Source organism: Geodermatophilus sp. SYSU D00867 (genome assembly GCF_054050315.1).
This window is the reverse complement of the sequence record NZ_JBJGZC010000020.1, coordinates 25,794-49,508: the sequence shown is the minus strand read 5'-3', so window position 1 is coordinate 49,508 and position 23,715 is coordinate 25,794. Positions and strand designations below refer to the sequence as shown.

At 76.7% G+C, this 23,715-nt stretch carries 19 protein-coding genes; 5 read left to right on the top strand and 14 right to left on the bottom strand.

Features of this window, described 5'->3' with window-relative positions; genetic code table 11:
• Positions 1-7: 7 nt before the first annotated feature.
• Together ACI8AK_RS18285 and ACI8AK_RS18280 are read right to left on the bottom strand one after the other, a co-directional pair.
• On the bottom strand, positions 8-1,516 hold the full coding sequence (locus ACI8AK_RS18285) for a PH domain-containing protein (RefSeq protein ID WP_456957414.1): 1,509 nt from the start codon (positions 1,514-1,516) through the stop codon (positions 8-10).
• Positions 1,513-2,031: a PH domain-containing protein gene (locus tag ACI8AK_RS18280; RefSeq protein WP_387990643.1), complete on the bottom strand. Its 519-nt coding sequence runs from the start codon at positions 2,029-2,031 to the stop codon at positions 1,513-1,515. The genes ACI8AK_RS18285 and ACI8AK_RS18280 overlap by 4 nt, the downstream gene beginning before the upstream one ends.
• Positions 2,032-2,095: 64 nt before the next feature.
• Between ACI8AK_RS18280 and ACI8AK_RS18275 the strand changes: the two genes are divergently transcribed.
• Positions 2,096-2,428: a rhodanese-like domain-containing protein gene (locus ACI8AK_RS18275; protein ID WP_387990640.1), complete on the top strand. Its 333-nt coding sequence runs from the start codon at positions 2,096-2,098 to the stop codon at positions 2,426-2,428.
• Here ACI8AK_RS18275 and ACI8AK_RS18270 read toward each other — a convergent pair.
• The 5 genes from ACI8AK_RS18270 to ACI8AK_RS18250 form a co-directional block, all read right to left on the bottom strand.
• Positions 2,425-4,041, bottom strand: a complete 1,617-nt coding sequence (locus tag ACI8AK_RS18270) for a long-chain fatty acid--CoA ligase (protein WP_387990637.1) — start codon at positions 4,039-4,041, stop codon at positions 2,425-2,427. The genes ACI8AK_RS18275 and ACI8AK_RS18270 overlap by 4 nt on opposite strands.
• A 49-nt stretch (positions 4,042-4,090) precedes the next feature.
• Entirely contained in the window at positions 4,091-5,032 is a 942-nt protein-coding gene (locus tag ACI8AK_RS18265; RefSeq protein WP_456957412.1) for a hypothetical protein, read from the bottom strand.
• The gene (locus tag ACI8AK_RS18260) at positions 5,029-5,565 is read right to left on the bottom strand and encodes a SigE family RNA polymerase sigma factor (protein WP_456957410.1); all 537 of its coding nucleotides are present in this window, start codon (positions 5,563-5,565) and stop codon (positions 5,029-5,031) included. The genes ACI8AK_RS18265 and ACI8AK_RS18260 overlap by 4 nt, the downstream gene beginning before the upstream one ends.
• 93 nt (positions 5,566-5,658) lie before the next feature.
• The gene (locus tag ACI8AK_RS18255; RefSeq protein WP_456957408.1) at positions 5,659-6,318 is read right to left on the bottom strand and encodes a DNA alkylation repair protein; all 660 of its coding nucleotides are present in this window, start codon (positions 6,316-6,318) and stop codon (positions 5,659-5,661) included.
• Positions 6,318-7,526, bottom strand: coding sequence for a cytochrome P450 (locus ACI8AK_RS18250; protein WP_456957406.1), 1,209 nt, complete (start codon positions 7,524-7,526; stop codon positions 6,318-6,320). The genes ACI8AK_RS18255 and ACI8AK_RS18250 overlap by 1 nt, the downstream gene beginning before the upstream one ends.
• A 57-nt stretch (positions 7,527-7,583) precedes the next feature.
• On the opposite strand from ACI8AK_RS18250, the gene ACI8AK_RS18245 reads away from it, so the two are divergent.
• Positions 7,584-8,519, top strand: coding sequence for a DUF5926 family protein (locus tag ACI8AK_RS18245; protein ID WP_456957404.1), 936 nt, complete (start codon positions 7,584-7,586; stop codon positions 8,517-8,519).
• Positions 8,520-8,579: 60 nt separating this feature from the next.
• On the opposite strand, the gene ACI8AK_RS18240 is transcribed toward ACI8AK_RS18245, so the two are convergent.
• The 3 genes from ACI8AK_RS18240 to ACI8AK_RS18230 form a co-directional block, all read right to left on the bottom strand.
• Positions 8,580-10,016, bottom strand: coding sequence for a M20/M25/M40 family metallo-hydrolase (locus tag ACI8AK_RS18240; protein ID WP_456957402.1), 1,437 nt, complete (start codon positions 10,014-10,016; stop codon positions 8,580-8,582).
• Complete coding sequence (locus ACI8AK_RS18235; RefSeq protein WP_456957400.1) at positions 10,013-11,497, bottom strand: MFS transporter; 1,485 nt, start codon at positions 11,495-11,497, stop codon at positions 10,013-10,015. The genes ACI8AK_RS18240 and ACI8AK_RS18235 overlap by 4 nt, the downstream gene beginning before the upstream one ends.
• A 96-nt stretch (positions 11,498-11,593) precedes the next feature.
• Complete coding sequence (locus ACI8AK_RS18230) at positions 11,594-12,820, bottom strand: arginine deiminase (RefSeq protein WP_387990619.1); 1,227 nt, start codon at positions 12,818-12,820, stop codon at positions 11,594-11,596.
• A gap of 63 nt (positions 12,821-12,883) precedes the next feature.
• Here ACI8AK_RS18230 and ACI8AK_RS18225 point away from each other — a divergent pair, with 63 nt between their 5' ends.
• Positions 12,884-13,651 carry an SDR family oxidoreductase gene (locus tag ACI8AK_RS18225; RefSeq protein ID WP_387990616.1) on the top strand — a complete coding sequence of 256 codons (768 nt, stop codon included), beginning with the start codon at positions 12,884-12,886 and terminating at the stop codon, positions 13,649-13,651.
• Here the strand turns inward: ACI8AK_RS18225 and ACI8AK_RS18220 are convergent.
• Both ACI8AK_RS18220 and ACI8AK_RS18215 read right to left on the bottom strand, forming a co-directional pair.
• Positions 13,648-15,300: an ABC transporter permease gene (locus ACI8AK_RS18220; protein WP_456957398.1), complete on the bottom strand. Its 1,653-nt coding sequence runs from the start codon at positions 15,298-15,300 to the stop codon at positions 13,648-13,650. The genes ACI8AK_RS18225 and ACI8AK_RS18220 overlap by 4 nt on opposite strands.
• On the bottom strand, positions 15,297-16,223 hold the full coding sequence (locus ACI8AK_RS18215) for an ATP-binding cassette domain-containing protein (protein WP_456957396.1): 927 nt from the start codon (positions 16,221-16,223) through the stop codon (positions 15,297-15,299). The genes ACI8AK_RS18220 and ACI8AK_RS18215 overlap by 4 nt, the downstream gene beginning before the upstream one ends.
• A 74-nt stretch (positions 16,224-16,297) precedes the next feature.
• Between ACI8AK_RS18215 and ACI8AK_RS18210 the strand changes: the two genes are divergently transcribed.
• Positions 16,298-16,801 carry a GbsR/MarR family transcriptional regulator gene (locus ACI8AK_RS18210; protein WP_456957394.1) on the top strand — a complete coding sequence of 168 codons (504 nt, stop codon included), beginning with the start codon at positions 16,298-16,300 and terminating at the stop codon, positions 16,799-16,801.
• Here the strand turns inward: ACI8AK_RS18210 and ACI8AK_RS18205 are convergent.
• Positions 16,798-20,229 carry a BTAD domain-containing putative transcriptional regulator gene (locus tag ACI8AK_RS18205; protein WP_387990604.1) on the bottom strand — a complete coding sequence of 1,144 codons (3,432 nt, stop codon included), beginning with the start codon at positions 20,227-20,229 and terminating at the stop codon, positions 16,798-16,800. The two genes, ACI8AK_RS18210 and ACI8AK_RS18205, sit on opposite strands and share 4 nt — an antisense overlap.
• A 130-nt stretch (positions 20,230-20,359) precedes the next feature.
• Between ACI8AK_RS18205 and ACI8AK_RS18200 the strand changes: the two genes are divergently transcribed.
• Positions 20,360-21,811: an FAD-binding oxidoreductase gene (locus tag ACI8AK_RS18200; RefSeq protein ID WP_456957392.1), complete on the top strand. Its 1,452-nt coding sequence runs from the start codon at positions 20,360-20,362 to the stop codon at positions 21,809-21,811.
• Between the two features lie 189 nt (positions 21,812-22,000).
• Here ACI8AK_RS18200 and ACI8AK_RS18195 read toward each other — a convergent pair whose 3' ends face one another.
• On the bottom strand, positions 22,001-23,704 hold the full coding sequence (locus tag ACI8AK_RS18195) for an FAD-binding oxidoreductase (RefSeq protein WP_456957390.1): 1,704 nt from the start codon (positions 23,702-23,704) through the stop codon (positions 22,001-22,003).
• Between the last annotated feature and the right edge of the window lie 11 nt (positions 23,705-23,715).

Sequence of the window (23,715 nt, the reverse complement as noted above, 5' to 3'; positions counted from 1 at the left end):
TCCCCGGTCAGCCGGTCGGGCGGGGCGCTCCCGTGCCGGGCGCCGCGGCCCACGGTCCCGACGCGGCGACGGTGAAGGCCGCGACGTCGTCGGCGGCCATGTCGACCGCGGCGTAGCCGCCGTTGCCCGCGCCGACGCAGGCCACGACGGTGGCCAGGCCCGCGCGCCGCTGGAACCAGGTCTGCCGGACCTGCCAGCCGACGACGGCCCGCCGCTGCAGCACCGCCTGCTCGCGCACCAGCAGCCCGCTGCGCACGCTGAACGAGCCGGGCCCGGTGGCGTGGCCGAGCGCGGCGTAGCGGCCGAGGCCCAGCGGCACGCCGAGCACGGTGAGCACGATCCCGGCGGCGAGCACGCCCCAGAAGCCGGTGAGGACCGTCAGCGCGGCCCCGGCCGCGGCGACGAGCAGCCCGGCGCCGACCGCGCGGACCACCGCCCGCCGGCGGGCGGCGGGCGGGTGCGGCGCCAGCGGGCCCGGGTCGTCGACCAGCAGGCCGAGCAGCCGCACCGCCTCCGCGCGCGGGCCCAGGGGGAACAGCTGGCCACGCCGGCTGGCCGCGCCCAGGCCGGTGACCAGGGCGTTGACCCGCGCGGCCCGCACCAGCCGCATGCCCAACCCCTCGGCGAGGGTGCCGCCGCGGATCCGGTCCACCTCCAGCTCGGTGTGCCGCCGGGTCACCAGCCCGCGGACGGCGACCAGCGAGCCCCCGCGGCGCACCAGCCGGAAGCCCCAGTTGACCACCGCCGCCCCGGCGACCGCCCCGACCGCGAGCAGCACCACCGCGACCACCGCGGTGACGACGAGGACGCGGACGTCGGTGAGGTCGGGGCCGGTGAGGTCGGGGCGCAGGTCCCGGGGCAGCTCCTGCAGCAGCCGCGACAGCGCGCCGACGGCGGCCAGCGGCACGGCGAGGTAGCTCGCGACCAGCGGCGCGTACAGCAGCCAGCGCCGGTCGAACCGGGCCAGCTCCTGCTCGGCCGGCTCCTCCGGCGGCGGGGCGGACGGGTCCGTGCCGGGGGACACCGCCGCGGCCCGCCGGTGGGTGAGCACCGAGGTCCGCAGCCGGTCGCCCTCCGCCCGCGGGACGCCGTCGACGACGACCTCCTCGTCCCCGCCGGTGAGCGTGCCGGCCGCGGCGTCGACGCGGACGCGGACCAGCCCGAACAGCCGGTGCAGCGCCGGCGCCTCGACCTCCACGCCGCGGATCCGGTCGTTGGGCACCGTGCGCACCGACCGCGCGAGCAGGCCGCGCGTGACGACCACCGCGGACGCGGTGTCGAGGTAGGTGGTCCGCCACCACGTCAGCGCGGCGAACAGCAGCGACAGCGCCGTCACCGCCACGACCAGCGCGACGACGACCCCCGGCCCGTCCACGCCCACCGCGGCGACGACGGGGATCGCCGCCGGCACCACCTGCCGGGCCTGGCGGAAGGTGACGGTGTGCACGAGCACGACCAGCGGCGAGGTGCGCCGAGGGGCGGTCGTCTCGGGCGCCGTCAGGACCGGGTCCGTCACGTGGCCTCGTCCCGCACCTGCTCGGCCCGGCGGGCCAGGTCGTCGGCCACCCGCTCGGCGACGGCGACCTCCAGGTGCGGCACCCGGACGGTGCCCTGCGACGAGGCGGTCAGCACCGCGACGCTGGCCAGCCCGTAGAGCTGCTGCAGCACGCCGCGGGTGACGTCGACGGTCTGGATCCGGGCGACCGGCACCAGCGTCCAGGTGCGGCTCAGCCAGCCGGTGAGGGTGTGCACCGCGTCCGCGGTGACCTCCCAGCGGTGCACCCGGTAGCGGATCCAGGGCCGCACCCCGATCGCCACCACCGCGTACCCGACCAGGAGCACCGGCAGCAGCCACCGCAGGACCGGCACCGGCCCGCCCACCGACGCCGGCACGGTCAGCACGAGCACCGCCACGAGCACGCCGTAGACGAGCGTGCCGATGACGCCCTGGGTGACCCACAGCCAGATGGCCGAGCGCGACAGCGACCAGGCCGGCTCGCGGACCGGGGGCGCGGGGGGAGCGGACGTCACGGCCCGATCCTCCCAGCCCCCGGCGCGGCCGGGTCCCTGCGCCGGGGCTGGGAGGATCGGGCGCATGATGCCCCAGCAGGTCCCGACCGTGTCCGCCGCCGAGGTGCCCGAGGACGCCGTGCTCCTCGACGTCCGCGAGGACGGCGAGTGGGTGGCAGGGCACGCCGAGGGCGCCACGCACATCCCGATGGGCGACGTCCCGGCCCGGCTCGACGAGGTCCCCGACGGCGACCCGGTCTACGTCGTCTGCCGCAGCGGCGGACGCTCGGCGCGGGTCGCCGCGTGGCTCAACCTCAACGGCTACGACGCGGTGAACGTCGGCGGCGGCATGGGGGAGTGGGAGGCGGCGGGCCGGCCCCTGGTGAGCGAGACCGGCCGGCCGCCCTTCGTCCGCTAGGACTTCGGCGCGTACTCCGCGAAACGGGTGCGCAGGTCCTTCTTCGAGAACTTGCCGACGCTGGTCTTGGGCACCTCGTCGATGAACTCGACGGCGTCAGGCATCCACCACTTGGCCACCAGCGGCTTCAGGTGCTCGAGGATCTCCTCCTCGGTCGCCTCCTCGCCGTCCTTGAGGACGACGCACGCCAGCGGCCGCTCGTCCCACTTCGGGTGCGGGATGCCGACGACCGCGGCCTCCTTGACCTTCGGGTGGCTCATGATCGCGTTCTCGAGGTCGACCGAGCTGATCCACTCGCCGCCGGACTTGATGAGGTCCTTGGTGCGGTCGGCGATGCGGATGGAGCCGAAGGGGTCCATCGCCGCGACGTCGCCGGTGCGCATCCAGCCGTCGTCGGTGGTCAGGACGACGCCGGCGTCGGGGTTGTAGTAGTCCTTCGCGCACCACGGGCCGCGGACCTGCAGCTCGCCGGTGGCCTTGTCGTCCCACGGCTGCGGCTCGAGGGTCTCGGCGTCGACGATGCGCGCCTCGACACCGAGGAACGGGATGCCGGCGCGGGCGCGCTGGGCCGCCTTGGTCTCGTCGTCGGCGTCGGCGTACCGCTTGGGCAGGACCCCGGAGGAGGCGACCGGGTGGGTCTCGGTCATGCCCCAGGCCTGCAGGATCGGCAGCCCGACCTGCTCGCGGTAGGCCTCCGACAGCGCCTTGGGCACCGCGGAGCCGCCGCAGCCGATGTCGCGCAGCTTGTGCGGCTTGCCGGCCAGGTGCGGCAGCACGCCCTGCCAGATGGTAGGGACGCCGGCGGTGAAGGTGACGCCCTCCTCGACGATGAGCTTCGCCAGCGCCTCGGGCTGCATCATCGGCCCGGGCATGACCAGCGAGGCGCCGGCGGCCGGGGCGGCCTGGGCGATGCCCCAGGCGTTGGCGTGGAACATCGGCACGACCGGCATGGCGACGTCCTGGATGCCGAGGCCGAAGGCGTTCGGCTGCATCACGCCCATGGTGTGCAGGAACGTCGAGCGGTGGCTGTAGACGACGCCCTTGGGGTTGCCGGTGGTGCCGGACGTGTAGCACATCGAGGCGGCGCGGTTCTCGTCCTCGACGTGGAAGTCGACCGGCTGCGCCTCGGCCAGCAGCGTCTCGTAGTCCAGGACGCGCGGGTCGTCGGGGATCTCGTTGTCGCCGCCGTCGTCCATGACGACGACGTGCCTGACCGTCTTCATCGTGTCGACCAGCGGCCAGAACAGCGGCAGGACGGTGCGGTCGACGAAGACCACCTCGTCCTCGGCGTGGTTGGCGATGTAGGTCAGCTGCTCGGGGAACAGCCGGATGTTGAGGGTGTGCAGCACCCGCCCGGTGGCCGGCGCGGCGAAGTACAGCTCCAGGTGCCGCTGGCTGTTCCAGCCGAAGGTGCCGACCCGGCCGTCCTCGCTGACGCCGAGGGTGTCGAGGACCCCGCCCAGCCGGCGGGTCCGATCGGCCCACTCGGCGTAGGTGCTGCGCACCGGTCCGGTCGGGCTGCCGGTGACGATCGTCCCGTCGCCGTAGTGCTGCTCGACGTGCCGGAAGATCGCGTCGATCGTGAGAGGGAAGTCCTGCATGAGGCCGCGCATGGCGGCATCGTGCCAGTGACCGCGCTCACGATCCACAGGTGCCGGCCGGTCAGCCGAACGCGGCGGTCGCACCCTCGACCAGCGCGGGGAGGACGTCGGCCGCGGGGGCCGTCGCCCGCTCGTCGGTGGAGACCACCAGGAACCAGACCCCGCCCTCGAGCCGCGTGTCGGGCACGACGAGCGTGTAGCTGGTCGTGCCCGACGACTCGCACCGCAGCAGCAGAGCACCTCCGGGCGCGGAGGGCACGTCGGCCCGCGGGCACGGTGCGACGCCCTGGCCGGGGCCCTGCCGCGCGTCCCGGGCGTACTCCTCCACGGTCGTCCCGTCGGCGAGGAAGCCGACGCTGACCACGGTGTCGTGGTCGACGGTGTCGTACACCAGGGGCACGGGGACCCAGGTGCACCCGGCGGGCCCGTTGGGCAGCGTCCCGGCCCAGTAGCTCATCTCCCGGCCGGTGACCTCACCGAGCCGGGCGGACAGGACCGGGCAGGTGGACAGGTCGTCCTCGAGGTCGTCGCCGGGGTACGGCCTGCCGTCCGGCAGCCACCGGTCCCACTCCGCCGGAGAGCCCAGCGTGACCGGGCCGCCGAGCTCCGAGACGACGGCGTCGAGCTCGGGCTGTGCGGCCGCCTGGGCGGCAGCGGCCTCGGCCGCCCACTGCGCCGACCGGGACGCCGCTGCCGCGCGCGCGGCCGCCTCACGAGCGGCGAGCTCGGCCTCACGGTCCGGGGTGGAGGTCGGAGTGGGTGCCGGTGTGCGGTCCGCACCGGCGACCTCGCCGGAGCCACGTGCGGGCCCGCCCACCGCGGCGGGGACGGCGACCACGACGGCGGCGACGGCCGCGGTCGCGGCGGTCAGCACGACCCGGGTCCTCCGGCGCTGCCGGTACCGGGCGATGGCCGCCGGCGCCGACACGGTGTCGTCAGGGCCGGTCAGGTCCTCGGCGACGGCGCCCAGCCGGGCGCGCAGGTGGGACTCGACGTCGGTCACGAGGACCTCCTCGACACGGGTGCCGCGGTGGGGGTGGTCAGGCCGGCGGGGGCGAGCAGCGTCCGGAGGACGGCGAGCCCGCGGGTGACGTGGTTGTTGACGGTGCTGGTCGAGCACCGCATGAGCCGGGCGGTGTCGGCCTCGCTGAGGTCCTCGTAGTAGCGGAGGACGACAGCGGTGCGGACTCGCGGCGACAGGTGCAGCAGCGCGGCTCGCAGCTCGTCGGTCTGGGCGTACGCGACCTGCAGGTCGCGGCCGTCGGAGCGGTCGGGCAGCGACTCGACCACCTGCTCGCCACTGCTCAGCAGCCGCCGCCAGCTGAGGTGGCTGTTGACGACGACCCGGCGTACGTAGGCCGTCGGGTCGTCGGTCTCCCGCACCCGCGCCCAGCGGGCGTAGGTGCGCGCCAGTGCCGTCTGCAGCAGGTCCTCGCCGCGGTGCCGGTCGCCGGTGAGCAGGCAGGCGGTGCGCAGCAGCGCCGGGCCGGCGTCCCTGACGAACGCGGTGAACTCCGCGTCCTGCTCTGCTGCCACCGGTCCTCCTCGCCGCTCCGTCCCACCCTGGAGACGCATCGGCAGGGCCGGCCCGCCTCAGTCGCATCCGGTCACGATCCGGTCACGGCCCGGTCACCGCGGAGGACGCCGCTCCAGCTCCCTCAGGGCGTCGGTGCCGACCCAGCGGGCGCCGGGGCCGCCCGACCGCAGCTCCCGTGCCGTCGCGACGGCGCGGCCGTGCAGGCCGGGGCTGCGCTTGCCGACCTGCCGCAGCGCCCAGCTCGCGCCCTTGCGGACGATCGGCCGGTCGTCGTCGGCCCGCTCGGCGACCGCGCGCAGGAACGGCTCGAACCCGTCGTCCGCGCCCTTGTCCGCCACCGCCAGCCCGGCCATGACGGCGAACCCGGCGCGCTTGACGAACTCCTCCGGCCGCCCGCTCCACGCCAGCGCCCGGTCCCAGGCGAACGGGGTGTGCCGCACGAGGTTCTGGCAGACCTGGTCGCACAGGTCCCAGGAGTCGAACCCGGCCGCCCACGCGTCGAGCTGCGCGGCGTCCACCGCGGCCGGCTCCTCGACCATGCCGGCCAGGATCCGGGCCTCGTGGACGCCGGAGTCCCACAGCCCGGCGGCCAGCGCGTGGTCGCGGCCCAGCTCCCTCGCCAGCGTGCGCAGCTCGGCGACCGTGATGCCGAGGGTCTGCGCGCCGCCGACGCCGTGACGGGCCATGCCGGCCAGCCGCGACGGGTCGGCCAGCTCCCGGAGCCGGCCGAGCACCTCCGCGGTCGCGGCCACTACCGGGTCAGGACGACGGGCAGCTCGGCCAGGCCGCGGATGACGAACTCCGGACGGCGCCGCGCCGGGCGGGCGAGCTGCAGGTCGCTGGTGCGCCCCAGCAGCGCGCCGAAGGAGGCCTGCAGCTCCACGCGGGCCAGTGGCGCCCCGATGCAGAAGTGCACACCCGCGCCGAAGGAGATGTGCGGGTTGTCGCTGCGGCCGACGTCGAGGGTGTCGGGGGCGGCGAAGACGGCGGGGTCGCGGTTGGCGGCACCCAGCAGCGCGGCGACCTTCTCCCCCTCCCGCACGGTGACGCCGCCGACCTCGACGTCGGCGGTCGCGGTGCGCTCGAACAGCTGCAGCGGCGAGTCGAACCGCATGAGCTCCTCGACCGCCGTCGGCAGGAGCGTCGGGTCGGTCCGCAGCCGCGCCAGCTGGTCGGGGTGCTCGAGCAGCGCGAGCAGGCCGTTGCCGCTGACGTTGACCGTCGCCTCGTGGCCGGCGTTGAGCAGCAGGATGCACGTGGTGACCAGCTCGTCCTCGGTGAGCCGGTCGCCGTCGGCGTCGCGCACGGTGACCAGGTGCGACAGCAGGTCCTCGCCGGGGGCGCGGCGGCGCTCGGTGGCCAGGTCGCGCAGGTAGGCGACGAACTCCGCGGCGGCGCGCTCGGCGGCGTCCTCGACCGCCGCGGTCCGGCCGTACTCGTACATCTTCACGATCGCGTTGGACCAGGGGCGCAGCAGCGGCCGGTCCGCCTCCGGGACGCCGAGCAGCTCCGCGATGACCGCGACCGGCAGCTCCTCGGCCATCCCCGAGAGGACGTCGACGGGCTCGCTGCCGCCGGAGCGCTCCACCAGCCCGTCGACCAGCTCGCCGGCCAGGTGCTCGACCCACGGGCGCAGCCGCTCGACGTGCCCGCGGGCGAAGGCCGCGCTGACCAGCCGGCGCAGCCGGGTGTGGTCGGGCGGCTCCATCTCGAGGACGGCGTTGCGGTGGATGAGGTTGAACTGCCCGAACCGCTCCTCCGGCTCCCGGTCCCGCCAGATCCGGCCCAGCCGCCGGTCCCGCAGGACGGCGTTGCTCCCGGCGTGGGTGAACGCCAGCCACAGCCGCAGGCCCTCGTGCCACTGGACCGGGGCGACGGCGCGGGCGGCGGCGAAGGCGGGGTAGGGGTCGGCGACGACGGCCGGGTCGGTGAGGTCGAGCGGTGCCGCCAGGGAGGTCACGACGCCGAAGCCTATGGCCCGCGGGACCCCGTCCCGGCCCCACATACCCTGGGCCGCATGGCCCGTTCCGCGACCCGCCGCCGTTCCGCGCCCGCCGCCGTCGAGGGTGGGATCAACCCGAAGGCCCCGTGCCCGTGCGGCTCGGGCCGCCGGTACAAGCACTGCCACGGCTCGGGCTACGCACCCCCGGTGACCCGCCCCTTCGAGGGCCTGCCCGGCGAGCCGGACTGGGTGGCGCTGCGCGAGCTGGTGCCCGCCGCCACGGCGCCGCTGAGGACCACCGACGGCCGCGACGTGACCCTCGCCAGCGTGCTGCCCGGCGGTGCGCCGGCGCTGGTCCGCAGCAACGGCGAGATCCTGCTCGGCGTCCAGCTGCAGGCCTCCTCCGACGACGTCAGCAGGGACATCGGCACCGCGCTCGCCGCCGCGCTGGACTCGCCGGCCGGCGCGCCGGTCGACCCGGGCCCGATCGGCGCGGCCGGCTCGGCCGGGCCGCGGCTGCAGGAACTGCTCGACCCCACCGTCCCGCTCGAGGTCACCGTGCACCCCGACTTCGGCTTCTGGCTGGAGGGCACCGACCCGAACCCCGCCGCGCAGGCCGGGCTGGAGCGGGCCAACGAGGCGGTGCTGCCGACCGAGCGGCTGGAGGGCCTGGGGGCCGCCTACTGGGTGCGGCCGGGCAACGAGCGGGCGCACCTGCGCTGGGTGCGGCCCGAGGCCGAGGAGCCGCTGCTCGACGCGCTGGCCCGGCTCTCGGCGTCCGAGCAGCTGCTGCTGGGCGAGGGGACCCGGTACGCCGGCGCCTTCCGCGCGCACGGGCTCGTCGTCCCGGTGTGGGACCTGCCGGCCGACACCCCCGCGCAGGAGTGGGCCGGCCCCGCGGCCGAGTTCGCCACCCGCCTGGAGCAGGCGCTGACGGTGACCGATCCGCTGACCGCCGACGAGCGCCGCGCCCGCGCCGGCCTGCTCTCCCGCCAGATCACGCTCCGGTAGGGCCCTCCTCCCGCCGCCGCTCGTGCTCTGCCCACTTCCGGGGGCAGAGCACGAGCGCGCTCAGAGGTGCGTGATGAGGTGCCGGAAGAAGACCGCGCCCCGGTGCAGGGCGGCGACGCTGATCCGCTCGTCGGCGGCGTGCAGCGCGTCGAGCTCGCCGCGGGACAGGTCGAAGGGCATGAACCGGTAGACGCTGTCGCTGATCTGCGCGAAGTGCCGGGCGTCGCTGGCCTGCACCATCAGGTACGGCGCGACGGCGGCCCCCGGGTACACCGCCCGCACCGCGGCCCCGAGCGCCGCGTAGGCCTCGGTGTCGGTCCGCGAGACCGGTGAGGGGTCGCTGCCCGACAGCACCCGGACCTCGACGCGGTCGTCGGCGACCACCCGGCGCAGCCGCTCGACCGTCGACTGCACGGTCTCGCCCAGCGCGATCCGGACGTTCAGGTGTGCCCGCGCCCGGGTGGCCAGCACGTTGCGCGCGCTGCTGCCCTCGAGCTCGGTCACCGCCACCGTCGTCCGCACCAGCGCGTTGGCCTCGCGGCTCGCCCGGGCCAGCGCCGTCGCGAGCAGCGGCCGCAGCGGGCGGGCGTGCGCGAACAGCGCGCGGTGGGCGCCGGGGGCGTGGCGGCCCGCGGCGTCGACCATCGCCAGCACGACGTCGTGCAGCCGGGCCGGGAACGGCGCGGCGTCCAGCCGGAGGATCGCGCGGGCCAGGCGGGCCGGGGCACCGCCCGACGTCGGCGAGGACGCGTGCCCGCCGGGGTCGGTGGTGACCAGCTCGCAGTCGAGCAGCCCCTTCTCGGCCAGCCCGACGACGGCGATCTGCCCCGGCACGCCCGGGAAGACGCCGGTCACCACGGCACCGCCCTCGTCGACCACCGCCCACGGCCGGATGCCCCGCCCGCGGAACACGGCCACCGCCTCCTGGGCGCCGACGCCGAGGACCTCCTCGTCGTTGCCGGAGAAGACGTACACGTCGCGTGCCGGGGTGTGTCCCCCGGCGGCCAGGGACTCGACCGCCTCGAGGACCGCCACCAGCGAGCCCTTGTCGTCGACGGCGCCCCGGCCGTGCACCCAGCCGTCCTCGACCGCGCCGGAGAACGGGTCGCGGGACCAGTCCTGGCCGGTCACCGGGACGACGTCGTGGTGGGCCATGAGCACCAGCGGCGGTGCGTCGGTGCCGCTGCGCCAGCGGTACAGCAGCGACCCGCCGGGCAGCAGCTCGCGCTCGAGCGCCCGGTGCGTGTGCGGGTAGAGCTCGGCCAGGCGCTCGCGGAACCGCTCGAACGCCGCGGCGTCGGCCTGCCCGGGGTCGCGCGAGGAGACGGTGGGGACGCGGATCAGCTCGGCCAGCCGGGCCGCGGCGGCGTCGGGGTCCAGACCCGAGGCATCCGCCGGCTCGACCGGCGCGGGGACCGGCCGGAAGCGGGCGACCCGCCGCACGGCCGCGGCGCCGGCGGCGGCCGCGGCACCGAGCAGGAGCGGGGCGGTCCTCACGCGACCTCCCGCACGCCCACGGCCTCGGGCCGGTCGGAGAAGGCCAGGCGCGGCACGAAGACCAGCGACAGCGCGGCCAGCCACGCCGTCACCCCGCAGACCACCCAGACCGTGACGTAGCCCGACAGCGACCCGGCGGTGCCCTCGGACCCGTCGGCGGCGGCCGGCGCGCCGGCGGCCAGGGCGACGGCGAAGACGGCGGAGGCGAAGCTGCCGCCGAGCACCTTGGTCGTGTTGGTCAACCCGGTCGCGACGCCGGTGCGACCGGCGGGCGCCGCTGCCGCCGCGGCCGCGGGCAGCGCCGCCACCAGCGCCCCCGAGCCGAGGCCGGCGACCACCATCGCCCCGAGGACCTGCGGCAGCGTGGCGTGCAGCGGGACCAGCAGCAGGTAGCCCAGGCCGGTGAGCGTGGCGGCGCCGATCAGCGTGACCCTGGGCGTGGTGGCCGCGGAGACCCGGGAGAACGAGCTCGCGCCGACCAGCATCGAGACGACGTAGCCGCCGATGACGATCGACACCTGGCTGGTCGACAGGCCCAGGCCGTAGCCGTAGGTGTCGGGGTCGGTGCGGGCGAACGTCGACAGCGGCCCCTGCGCGCCGAGCACGCTCACCCCGAACAGCCCGGCGGTGAGCTGCACCGGCCACGTGCTGGGGGAGCGCAGCACGCGGAAGTCGACCAGCGGGTCCGCGCGGCGCAGCTCGTACCGGACGAACGGCACGACCAGCAGCACGCCGGCCGCGGTCACCAGCCACGGCCACACCTCGCCGGCGCCGTTGACCCGGACGAAGCTCAGCCCGCCCGTGATCACCAGCAGCACCACGCTGAGCAGGGCGACCCCGGGGACGTCGACGTCGCCGGCCCGCCAGTCGGTGCTCTCGGGCACGCGGGTGAGCACGACGACGCAGACGCCGGCCACCAGCAGGCCCGGCAGCAGCAGCACCAGCCAGAACCGCCCGGCGAGCGCGTCGCCGACCTGCCCGCCGCCGAGCGCGCCCACGATCGCGCCGGCCTGGAGCGCGGCGACGACCAGCCCCGTCGCCCGGCGGGTGCGGGCGGCCGCGTCGGCCTGCCCGCGCGACCGCGAGTGGATGAGCGCCACCTGCAGCGGCAGCCAGGCGGCGTAGACGCCCTGCACCGCCCAGGCCACCAGGAAGACGCCGAAGTCCTGCGCGAACGCCAGCACGACGGTGGCCGCCGCGACCACCGCCGCCGAGGTCCACAGCATCCGGCGGTGGCCGTGGAGGTCGCCCAGCTTGGCCAGCACCGGGACCGCGATCGCGGACGTCATCAGCTGGGCGGCCTCGAGCCAGTTCACGTCGGCGTCGTGGATGCCCAGGTGGCGGGCGACGTCGGTGAGCAGCGGGACGTAGTAGCCCTGCAGCACCCCGCTGGTGAACTCGACGAAGACGAGCCAGCCGACCAGCCCCCCGCCGAGCCCCGCGATGCGGCCGCCGCGCCGCCGCGTCTGCGTGCCGGTCACGCCCTGCTGCCCCTCACGGCGGGTCCTCCCGTCCGGACCTCCGGGGAGGAGACCCGGTACGGCACCGTACGGACCTCGCGGCCGGTCCGGGAGGGGTCACAGCGGATCGCGCCACACGGGACACGACATGCACCGCGGCCCCCCGCGTCCGCTGCCGAGCTCCGAGCCCGCGATCCGCACCACCTCGATGCCGGCGGCCTCGAGTGCGGCGTTGGTGACGGTGTTGCGCTCGTAGGCCACCGCCAGCCGCGGGGCCAGCGCGAGGGTGTTGTTGCCGTCGTCCCACTGCTCGCGCTCGGCGGTGACCGGGTCCAGGCCGGTGTCGATCACCCGCAGCCGGTCGATGCCCATCGCCTCGGCCGCGGCGACCACGAACGGCGCCGGGCCGCGGACGACGAGGTCGGTGGTGTCGGCGTCGTCGGGCGGGGTGTCGGCGGTGACCGTCCAGGCGACGAGGGTGTCCGCCACCGCGGGGTACATGACCATCGCGTCGACGTCGACCATCGTGGCGATGGTGTCCAGGTGCATGGTCGCCCGCTCCTGGGCTATCGGGACGACGAGCACCGTGTGCGCCAGCCCCCGCGCGAACACCCGGCGCGCGAGCCGCTCGGCGCCGCCCGGCGTCGTCCGCTCGCCCACACCCACGGCCACCACGCCGGGGGCCAGCAGCAGGACGTCGCCGCCCTCGAGGTGCTCGAGCGAGGAGTCGTAGAGCTGCTCGGCGCCGGCGAAGCGCGGGTGGTACGTGGCGATGGCGCGGAGGATCGTGCTCTCCCGGTGCCGGGCCGGCATCGCCAGCGACGTGACGGCGACCTGGTCGCCGACCCACACCGACGAGTCCCGGGTGAACAGCAGGTTGGGCAGCGGCGGGACGACGAAGTCGTGCCGGTCCATCAGCTCGTAGGCCAGGCCCCGCCCGCCGCGCAGCTCGTGGTGCGCCACGCCGGCCATGAGCGCGCCGGCGAGGTCGTCGGCCGCGAGGCCGGACAGGTGGCCGGCGGCCGTGCGCTGGAGGGTGGCGCCCAGGCGCGGGTCGTCGACGGCGGCGGCCACGAGCTCCTCGCGGGCCGTCGGGTGGTCCAGGACGTCGGTCAGCAGCCGGTCGAGGTGGAGCACCTCGACGCCGCGGTCGGTGAGGGCGGCGGCGAACGCGTCGTGCTCCTCCTGCGCGCGGGCCACCCACGGGACGCCGTCGAAGAGCAGCTGGTCGTTGTTGCGCGGCGTGAGCCGGCGCAGCTCGGCGCCCGGCCGGTGCAGGACCACCGTCCGCAGGGGGCCGACCTCGCTGGTCACGCCGAGGGGACTGGGGGCCGCGGTGGTCACGGGGGGAGAGGCTGGCACAGTGGCCCGGCCGGCGCACGGCACCGCCACAGGAGGAGGCACCGCGTGGACCTGTTCGACCTCACCGGGAAGGTCGCCGTCGTCACCGGCGGCACCCGCGGCATCGGCCTGATGATGGCGCGCGGCCTGCTGCAGGCCGGGGCGTCGGTCTACGTCAGCTCGCGCAAGCCCGAGGCCGGTGAGCAGGCGGTGGCGGAGCTGTCGGCGTTCGGGAGGGTGGAGTCGATCCCCGCCGACATCAGCACCGAGGCCGAGTGCGTCCGGCTGGCCGAGGAGGTCGGCCGCCGCGAGGAGCGCGTGCACGTGCTGGTCAACAACGCCGGCGCCACCTGGGGCGAGCCGCTCGAGACCTTCCCCGCCTCGGCGTGGGACAAGGTCCTCGACCTCAACGTCAAGGCGCCGTTCTTCCTGACCCGGGCGGTGCTGCCGCTGCTCGAGGCCGCGGCCACCGACGACGACCCGGCCCGCGTGGTCAACGTCGGCAGCATCGACGGGCTGCACGTGCCGGTCCTGCCGACCTACTCGTACTCCTCCAGCAAGGCCGCGGTGCACCAGCTCACCCGGCACCTGGCCAAGGAGCTGGGGCCCAGGCGGATCACCGTGAACGCCGTCGCGCCGGGGCCGTTCGAGTCGAAGATGATGGCCGCCACCCTGGCCGCCCGCGGCGACGAGATCGCCGCCAGCTCGCCGCTGGGCCGCATCGGCCGCCCCGACGACATGGCCGGCGTCGTCGTCTACCTGGCCAGCCGGGCCGGGGCGTACGTGACCGGCGCCGTCATCCCCGTCGACGGCGGCCGGGCCACCACCCTCTAACCGGTCGCCAGGTCCCGGCGGGCGAAGCCCGTGGAGCCGGCGACGAGCAGGACGGCGGCGACCCCGGTCAGCACGAGCACCGGGGCTGCGGTCCAGGGCTCCAGCGGCATCAGGGGCACCCAGCCGAACGGGGAGAGGCCACCGACCCAGCCCGGCCAGTCGAACGACCCGGCGAACAGGGTGAGGACGAGGGAGACGCCGACGGCGGTCCACGCCAGCGCGGTCGCCGCCCGGGGGAGCAGCCCGAACAGCGCCACCGCGGTGCCCGCGACCACCCAGACCGCCGGCACGTACGCCACGGCGGCACCCACCATCCGGCCCAGGGCGGCCGCCTCGCCGGTCTGCACCACCCGCACGACGCCCGTGGTGAGACCGGATGCCGTCAGGGCCAGCCCCGAGCCCGCCAGGGCGACGGCGACGTGGCTGCCCAGCCACCGGGACCGGCTGGTGGCCGTCGCCAGCACCGGCTCGGCGCGCTGGCCGGACTCCTCGCCGCGGGCGCGCAGCACCGAGGAGACCGCGTAGGCGCCGGCCAGCAGTGCCGTGACGCCGAACGTGGTGCCGAGGTAGGCGTCCACCAGCTCGCCGACGTCCGGGTCGCCGAAGACGGCCAGCGCCTGCTCGTTGCCGGCGACCAGCGTCTCGACGGACTCCGCGAGGGCGCCCTGCACCACCCCCAGCAGGGCCAGGCCCAGCGTCCACGCGACGAACGCCCCCCGCTGCAGGCGGACGGCGAGGCCGAGCGGCGAGCGCAGCGACCACGGGGCGTGCGCCGGGCCCGGCCGCGGCTGGACGAGGCCGGCGCCCAGGTCGCGGCGGTCGAGCAGGGCGAACCCGGCCAGGACCAGCGCCACGGCGACGACCGCGCACAGCACCAGCGGTGCGACGGCGTCGTCGGAGAACGGGTGGGTGGCCTGCGCCCAGCCGATCGGCGAGGTCCAGACCACCCAGCTGCCCTCGACGTCGCCGAGCGCACGGAGCACGAAGGACACCGCGAACAGCCCACCCACCAGGCCGTGGACCGCCCGGGTGTGTCCGGTCACCTGCACGGCCACGGCGGTGATCCCGGTGAACACCAGCCCGCACGCCCCGAACGAGGCGCCGAGGAACAGGGAGCCGACGGCCGGCAGTCCGGTCGCCGTGGCGGCGGTCCAGACGGCGACGGTGAGCACCGCACACGCCAGCGACGACAGGAGGACGGCGGCCAGCAGCGGCGCGTGCCGGCCGACGCGCGCCGACCGGACCAGCTCGGTCCGGCCGGCCTCCTCGTCCGCCCGGGTGTGCCGGGTGACGGTGGACGTCGCCATCAGCGCGGCGACCAGCATCACGGTCGCGGAGATCTCGAAGGCGACCGCCCCGGCCACCGTGCCGAGCCCCACGGGCGGGCCGGCCAGGGCGATCGTCGCCGCGTTGCTGCCCACGGATGCGCGGTAGGCGGCCAGGGCCTCGGCGGTGTCGTAGAGCGACTGGCTCGAGACCGACTGCAGTGCCACCAGGAACGTGCCGGCGGCGATCCACACCGGCAGCCGCACCCGGTCACGGCGCAGCGCGAACCGGAGGAGCGTGCCGGTGCCCGTGGTGGTCGACGGCCGGGTCCCGGTCACCGGCGGCACCGGCCGGGCGGGGGCCTCCGACAGCCGGGTGGTCACGACCGCACCGCCTCGGACCCGGAGGGGACGCCGTTCTCCGCCAGCTCGTCGCCGTAGTGCCGCAGGAAGAGCTCCTCGAGCGTGGGCGGCGTGCTGGTCAGGGCCACGACACCGAGCGTGGTCAGGTACCTGAGGGTGCCGTCCAGCGCGTCGGTGTCGACGTCGAAGCGGACCCGGCCGTCCTCGTGCCGCAGGTCGTGGACGCCCGGCAGTGCCGCCAGGCCGCTCGCCGGGCGAGCGGTCTCGGCGACGACGGACGTGCGGGTCAGGTGCCGCAACTGGCCGAGGCTGCCGCTCTGCACCGTCCGGCCGTGCCGGATGATGCTGACCCGGTCGCACAGGGCCTCGGCCTCGGCCAGGATGTGGCTGGAGAGGAGCACCGTGCGGCCCTCGGCGCGGACCTCGCGGATGCACTCCTGGAACACCGCCTCCATGAGCGGGTCGAGTCCGGACGTCGGCTCGTCGAGCACCAGCAGGTCGGCGTCGGATGCCAGCGCGGCCACCAGGGCGACCTTCTGCCGGTTGCCCTTCGAGTACGTGCGGGCCTTCTTGCGCGGGTCGAGGTCGAACCGGTCGAGCAGCTCGGCGCGACGTCGCGGGTCGAGCCCGCCGCGCAGCCGCCCGATCAGGTCGATGGCCTCGCCGCCGGAGATGGTCGGCCACAGGGTCACGTCCCCGGGCACGTAGGCCAGGCGCCGGTGCAGGGCCACGGCGTCGCGCCACGGGTCGCCGCCGAGCAGGCGGACCCGGCCGGCGTCGGGACGCAGCAGGCCGAGCAGCACCCGGATGGTCGTGGACTTGCCGGACCCGTTCGGGCCGAGGAAGCCGTGCACCTCACCGGTGTCGACCTCGAGGTCGAGCCCGTCCAGGGCGCGCGTGGCGCCGAAGGTCTTGACCAGTCCCGCGATGAAGATCGCCGTCATGGCCGTGAACTTACAGAACTTTCACTACATCGTGAACAGTATTGAGCGCCAGGAGGCCAAGTACGATGGGCGGCGTGGCGGTTGCGGACGACCTGGACGCCGAGCGGGCGACCCTCCTGCGGTTCGTGGAGCGGTTCGCGCTCGTGCTGCGCGAGTCGGGCATGCAGCCGATGCAGGCGCGGGTCATGGCCTACGCGCTCGCCGACGACGCCGACCGCTACACCGCCGCCGAGCTCGCGGAGGGCCTGCAGGTCAGCCCGGCGGCGATCAGCGGGGCCGTCCGGCAGCTGGTCCAGGTCGGCTTCCTGGTGCGCGAGCGTGAGCCCGGTACGCGCAGCGACCTGTACGTGCTGGACGACGCCAACCTCTGGACCCGTGCCATCACGGCGGAGCTGCAGACGCTCCGGCGGTTCGAGGACGTCGCGGCGTCCGGCATCGAACTGCTCGGCGCCGACCGGCCCGGTGGCCGGCGGCTCGCCGAGACGCGCGACTTCCTGGCGTTCCTGCGCGAGGTCCTCGCCGACGCCGTCGCCCGCTGGCCCCAGGAACGGGAACGGCGGGGCGCCGGGTCGGACTAGGCGGGACGCTCCTCGACCGGTGGGTGCACGGCAGGGCGCGGCGTCGGGGGCTCGGAGCGCCGGCGCCGCGGCGGCCGGTGCGCCTGCTCGGCGGGCACCCGGGCCAGGTGGGACTCGGCCAGCGCCACCTGGTGCGGCGAGCCGACCCTCCGGCCCTGCTCGCGGGCGCCGGTCCACCAGTCGCGGGCGGCCACCGTGTCGCCGGTGCGCTCGGCGATCCGGCCCAGCAGCTCGTCGTAGGCGCCCAGGCTGAACGCCGGGGTGCCCAGCACCGCCTGCCGCCCGCGGAAGGGCAGCAGCTGCACGGTGGCCACGGTCAGCTCGGGCTCGTCGCCCAGGTGCAGCGCGGCCTCGGCCTGCAGCAGCACCGCGACGTCGCTGGCCCAGTCGCGGATCTGGGTGCGGCCCCAGCGGGCGCGCAGCCGCCGGGCCACCGCGAGGTCGCCGGACTCCGCGGCGGCCACCACGGCCATGAGCTGCAGCAGCGGGTTGCCCTCGTCGCCGGTCTCCACGAGCAGGTCGATCGCCTCGGGCAGCCGGTGGTCGCCGCGGCGCAGCGCGAACAGGTGCGCGGCGTAGGCGTGCCGCGAGTGGGGCGTCACCCGGCGGTAGAGCTCGTGCGCCTCGGTGGTCAGGTCCTCGGCGCGGGCGGCGTCCCCGGCCAGCCAGGCGGCGCCGGCCTGCTGCCACAGCACGTGCGGGCGCACCTCCGGGCCCGACAGCGAGAACGCCAGCCGCCGCCCGGCCTCCAGGTCGGCCTCGAAACCGGCGCGGTCGGTGAGGTGCAGCCGGATCGCCGCGCGGTGCAGCCGGGCGTAGAACTCGGTGCGCCGCGGCAGCCCGCGCCCGGCCAGGGCCAGCGCCTCGTCGGTCGCGGCCAGCCGCAGCTCGGCGGCACCGGGGCGGCCCCACACCGCGAGCGAGTAGTTGTTCAGCGTCCGGCCCAGCAGCTCCGGGTCGCCGACGCCGCGGGCCAGCGCCACCGCCCGCTCGGCGTACCGCACGCCGCGCTGCAGGTCCTCGCTGAAGGCCAGCTCGACGCCGAGGGTGCCCAGCAGCCGCGCGGTCAGCCGGTCCCGCTCGGCCTCGGTCGCGTCCGGGGCGATCTCGTCGCGGTGCTCGAGCAGGTCCTCCAGCAGGGCGACCATCTCGGCGTCGACGACGCCGTGCGGCCGCCAGTTCCACAGCGTGACCTCGCCCCAGACCGCGGCCGACTCCAGCTGGCAGCGCGGGTCGCCGAGCTCGCGGGCCAGCGCGATCGCCTCGCCGACCACCTGGTGGGCCTCGGTGCGCTCGCCGCTGCGCAGCAGGTCGTTGCCCAGCGCGGTGAGCAGGTCGTGCCGGGTGCGGACCGCGCCGGGCTGCGCCGGGTCGACCAGCCGCAGCGCGCGGCGGGTGTGCACCGCGGCCTCGCCGTCGGCCAGGCGGGCCCGGGCGTTGGCCGCCGCGGCGGTGGACCACCGCAGCCCGGCGGCGGGGCCGGCCACCGGCGCGGCCTCGACGAAGTGGTGCGCCAGCCGCTCGACCACGGCGTCGTCGGGGCGGCCGCCGGCCACCTGCCGCTCCAGCGCCTCGCCGAGCCGGGCGTGCAGGCGGGCCCGGCGCAGCGCGGGGAGGTCGTCGGCGAGGACCTCCTGCACCAGCGCGTGCGTGAACCGCCAGCTCCACGGCGTGCCGCCCTCGACGACCAGGCCCGCGGCAACCGCGGCGTCCAGGGCCGCCAGCGCGGCCTCGGCCGGCTCCCCGGCGGCCTCGAGCAGGTCGAGGGTGACCTCCCGGCCGGCGACGGCGGCGAGCTCGAGCACCGGGCGGGCGCCGGCGGGCAGCCGGGCCAGGCGGGTCCGCAGCACCTCGCCCACCGACGGCGGCACCGGCACCGCGTGCAGGTCGCGGCCGCCGCGCATCCAGCGGGACAGCTCGACGACGAAGAACGGGTTGCCCGCCGTGCGGTCGTGCACCGTGGCGGCCAGGCCCGGGTCGCCGGCAGAGCCCAGCTGCGCGGCCAGCAGCGAGCCGACGTCCTCGGCGTCCAGGCCCTGCAGGGTGATCGTGGTGGCGGCCGGCTCGCGGGCCAGCCGGGCCAGGCAGTCCGCGACCGCCTCGGGCAGGTCCTCCCCGACGCTGCGCACGGTCACGACGACCAGCAGCGGCACCCGCGGCAGGTGCCGGGCCAGCAGGGTCAGCAGCTGCACCGACGTGGTGTCGGCGCCCTGCAGGTCGTCGAGGACGACCATCGCCGGCCGCTGCCGGGCGGCGGCGGTGAGCCTGCCGCGCAGCTCCTGGAACAGCCGGAACCGGGCGGCGTCGGCGTCGTCGCCGTCGTCCCCGGCGGGCGCGGGCGGCTCCTGGCCCAGCTGCTCTAGCGCCTGCGTCCACGGCCACAGGGCCGGGGCGCCGGCGTCGTCGGCGCAGCGGCTCTCGGCGACCGCCCACCCCGCGGCCCGGGTGGTGTCCGCGACCGCCTCGGCCAGCCGGGTCTTGCCGATGCCGGCCTCGCCGGCCAGCACGACGACGGCGGGCCGCCCGGCGGCGACCTGCTCGGCGGCCGCCCGCAGCCGGGCCAGCTCGGCGCGGCGGCCGACCAGAGTCTCGTCGCCGGGGACCGCCAGCGCGGTGGGTGCCGGCGGCGGGACCACCGACAGCACCGGCCGGGGCACCCGTGAGGCGAGCTTGGGGTCCTGCCGGAGCACCGCCTGCTCGAGGTCGCGCAGCTCGGGGCCGGGGTCGATGCCCAGCTCGTCGCGCAGCAGCTCGGTGCAGCGGCGCAGCGCGTCCAGCGCGTCGGCCTGCCGGTCGGCGGCGTAGAGGGCGGTGACCAGCCGGGCCCACAGCCGCTCGCGCAGCGGGTGCTCGGCGACCAGGCGCTGCAGGTCGGCGACGGCGGCGTCGGCGCGGCCGACGGCCAGCAGCGCGTCGCACCGGCGCTCGCGGGCGCGCACGTGCAGCTCGGTGAGGCGCAGCCGGTCGGTGGCCGCGCCCGGCCCGTCGCCCAGCTCGGCCAGCGGCTCGCCCCGCCACAGCTCGAGCGCGCGGTCCAGCGCGGCGACCCCGCCGGCGGGGTCGCCGGCCTCGACGGCGCGGTCGCCCTCCTCGACCAGGCGGGCGAAGCGCAGGCTGTCGAGGTCCTCGGCGCCGACCTGCACCAGGTAGCCCGGCGCCCGGGTGAGCAGCACCGTCGGCGCCTCGCGCGGCCCGCGCTGGGGCTCGAGCACCCGGCGCAGGTGCGAGACGTAGGCCTGCAGGGTCCCGGTGACCGTGGGCGGCGGCTCGTCGCCCCACAGCGTGGTGACGATGCGGTCGATCGGGACCACCCGGCCGGCCTCGGCCAGCAGCAGGGTCAGCAGCGCGCGGGGCTTGGCCCCGCCGACGTCGACGGGGCGGTCGTCGGGACCGGTGACCTCGAGGGGACCGAGGACGCGGAACCGCACGATCGGGCATCGTGACAGGTCGCGCGCCGCCTGGGGAGGGGTTCGTGCGCCTCAAGTCGGGCGCAAGTGGCGGTCAAGGCGGGGCGGCCACGGTGGTCCCCGGCCATCCCCCCTGCCCCGAGGACCCGACATGAGCCTGACCGAGACCCCCGCCGCCGCCCCGCTCCCGCGCACACCGCTCGACGACGCCGTGCCCGCCGCCCTCGACCCCGCCGCCGTCGCGGAGCTGCGCGGCCGGGTGCACGGGCCGGTCTACGTCGCGGGCGACGACGGCATGGCGGCCGAGGTCGCGGCCTGGAACCTCGCCGTCACCCACACGCCCGCCGTCGCGGTGGGTGCCACCTGCGCCGCCGACGTCGCGGCCGCCGTCTCCTTCGCCGCCGCGCACGGCCTGCCGGTCGCCGTCCAGGCCACCGGCCACGGCCCGGTCCGCAACGCCGACGGCGCGCTGATGATCACCACCCGCCGCATGCAGGGCGTCGCCGTCGACCCGGCCCGCCGCACCGCGCGGGTCGAGGCGGGCGTCAAGTGGCAGAAGGTCGTCGCGGCCGCCGCCGAGCACGGGCTGGCCGGGCTGTGCGGCTCGTCGTCCGACGTCGGGGTGGTCGGCTACACCCTGGGCGGCGGGCTCGGGCCGCTGGGCCGCCGGCACGGGTTCGCCGCCGACGCCGTCGTGAGCGTGGAGATCGTCACCGCCGACGGCGTGCTGCGCACCGTCTGCGCCGAGACCGAGCCCGAGCTGTTCTGGGCGGTGCGCGGCGGCAAGGGCAACTTCGGCGTCGTCACCGCGCTGGAGTTCGAGCTGTTCCCCGTGCCGGCGCTGGTCGCCGGCGGGCTGTTCTTCGCCGGCAGGGACGCGGCCGCGGTGCTGCACGCCTACCGCGCCTGGGCGCCGACGCTGCCCGAGGAGGTCGGCACCTCGGTCGCCGTGCTGCGGCTGCCTCCGGTGGAGGAGCTGCCGCCGCCGCTGCGCGGGCAGACCGTCGTCCACCTGCGCTACGTCTACGCCGGCGAGGACCCCGAGCTCGGGACCGCGCTGGTAGCGCCGATGCAGGCCGCGGGGGAGGTGCTGCTCGGCGGCGTCGGGCCGATGCCGACCACGGCCCTGGACGCGGTGCACATGGACCCGACCGACCCGATGCCCGGCTGGGAGAAGGGGATGCTGCTCGCCGAGCTGACCGGGGAGACCGTGGACGCGTTCCTCGCCGCCGCCGGCCCCGACGTGCAGGTGCCGCTGGTCATGGCCGAGATCCGCCAGATGGGCGGTGCGCTCGCCCGCCCGGCGCGGGTGCCCGACGCCGTCCCGGGCCGCGGCGCCGCCTGGTCGGTGTTCGTGATCGGCCCGATGGTGCCGGAGCTGGCCGAGGTGGTGCCCGCGGTCGGCCGCGGCGTGCTCGCCGCGCTGGCGCCGTGGGCCGCGCCCGGCGGGATGGTCAACTTCCTCGGCGACGTCAGCGGTCCCGAGGAGGTCCTCGCCGCCTGGGACCCGGCCTCGGCCGAGCGGCTGCTGGCCGTCAAGCGGGCGGTCGACCCCGACGACGTCTTCTCCACCGGGTACGCGCTGCGGGGCCGGGGTGCCTGAGCAGCCGCCCCGCCCGCGGCCGCCGGCCTGGCTGCGGCGGCGGATGGGGATCCCGCCGGCCCTGCCCCCGCCGGGCTGGACCCCGCCGGAGACGAGCACGATCAGGTGAGCTGATCCTGCGGCGTCCTGGCTCACCACCCACGGTGAGCCAGGACGCGCGGCGGTGAGCTCAGCTGATCATCCGCGGCGTCAGTCGGGCAGGAGGACCCCGGGGTTGCAGATGCCCTGGGGGTCCAGCCGGGCCTTGACCGCGCGCAGCACCTCGACGCCGAGCGGGCCGACCTCGCGCTCCAGCCAGGGGCGGTGGTCGGCACCGACGGCGTGGTGGTGGGTGAGCGTGCCGCCGGCGGCCAGCAGCGCCTCGGTCGCCGCCCGCTTGGCGGTCAGCCACTGCTGCAGCGGCAGGTCGTCGTCGCGGTCGGCGAGCACGGTGACGTACAGCGAGGCGCCCGTGGCGTAGCCGTGGGACACGTGCGTCATCAGCAGCGGCCGCTTGCCGGGCCGGCCCAGCGACCGCTGCAGCGCGGTGCGGACGGCGTCGTAGACGGCCGGCAGCGCGGTCCAGGTGGCCGCCGTCTCCAGCGTCTCGACCAGCAGGCCCGCGTCCATGAGCCGGTCGCGCAGGTAGGGGGCGGCGAACCGGTGCCGGCGCCACGACTCGCCCACCCGGCGGCCGACCCGCGCCGCGCCGTGCTCGCGCAGCACCGCGAGCACCGCCCGGCGGCGGGCCCGCACCACCTGCGGCAGGCCCTCCCAGCCGACGACGAGCAGGCAGCCCTCGCCGCGGCGGCGGGCCCGCAGGACGCCGCGCAGCAGCCGGGCGCCGGTGCCGCCGGCGTTGAGCAGGGTGGCGCGGGTCTCGTCGGGGTCGGAGAGGCGGACGACGTCGGGCAGCAGGTCGTGCCGCGCCAGCCGCTGCAGCCCGGCGAGCCCGTCGGCCCAGGTGCGGAACGACCAGCCCTCGTACAGCCGGGCCCGCGGCGCCGGGCGCACCCGCAGCCGCAGCCCGGTGATGATCCCGAGCGCGCCCTCCGAGCCCAGCGCCAGGCCGAGCAGGTCGGGTCCGGCCGCCGACGCCGGCGGGTGGCCGAGCTCCAGCACCCCCGACGGCGTGGCCAGGGTCAGGCCCGCGACGAGGTCGTCGAAGCGGCCGACGCCGGTGGAGGACTGCCCGGCCGAGCGGGTCGCCGCGTAGCCGCCGAGCGTGGCGTACTCCCAGCTCTGCGGCAGGTGGCCCAGCGTCAGCCCGTGGGCCCCGAGCGCCTCCTCCAGCGCCGGGCCGCGCATGCCGGGGCCGGCGGTGACCAGCGACGAGGCGACGTCGACGTCGGTCAGCGCCGCCATCCGGGACAGGTCGACCGACAGCGAGGGCCGGTCGTCGGGGTCCATCCCCGACAGCCCGCCGACGACGCTGGTGCCCCCGCCGAACGGGACGACGACGACCCCCTGCTCGGCGCACAGCGCGAGCAGCGCCGCGGTCTGCTCCGTGCTGCCGGGCAGGACGACGGCGTCGGGCGCGTCGGAGGCGTCGCCCTCCCGCCGGCGCAGCAGGTCCAGGTAGCTCTTGCCGCCGGCCCGGCGCAGCCGCGCCTCCCGGTCGGTGCGCACGTGGTCGGCGCCGAGGAGCGCGACCAGCGCGTCGTGGACGTCGGCCGGCAGCCGCGAGGGCGCCAGCCGGATGTCGGCGACGGCGACCGGCGGGGTCGGCCGCGGCTCCCAGCCCAGCTCCCCGGCCAGGTGGCGGCGCGCGGCCTTGGGCAGCGCGGTGGCGAGGTCGGGGTCGCGGGTGAGCTCGAGGGAGCCCTCCGCCGCGTCCCCCGGCTCGGCCACCGTGGCCACCCGGGAGCTGCCGGGCCCCCACCCCTGGACGGTCAGTTCCGGCTGCTCGGACACGGCTACAGTCT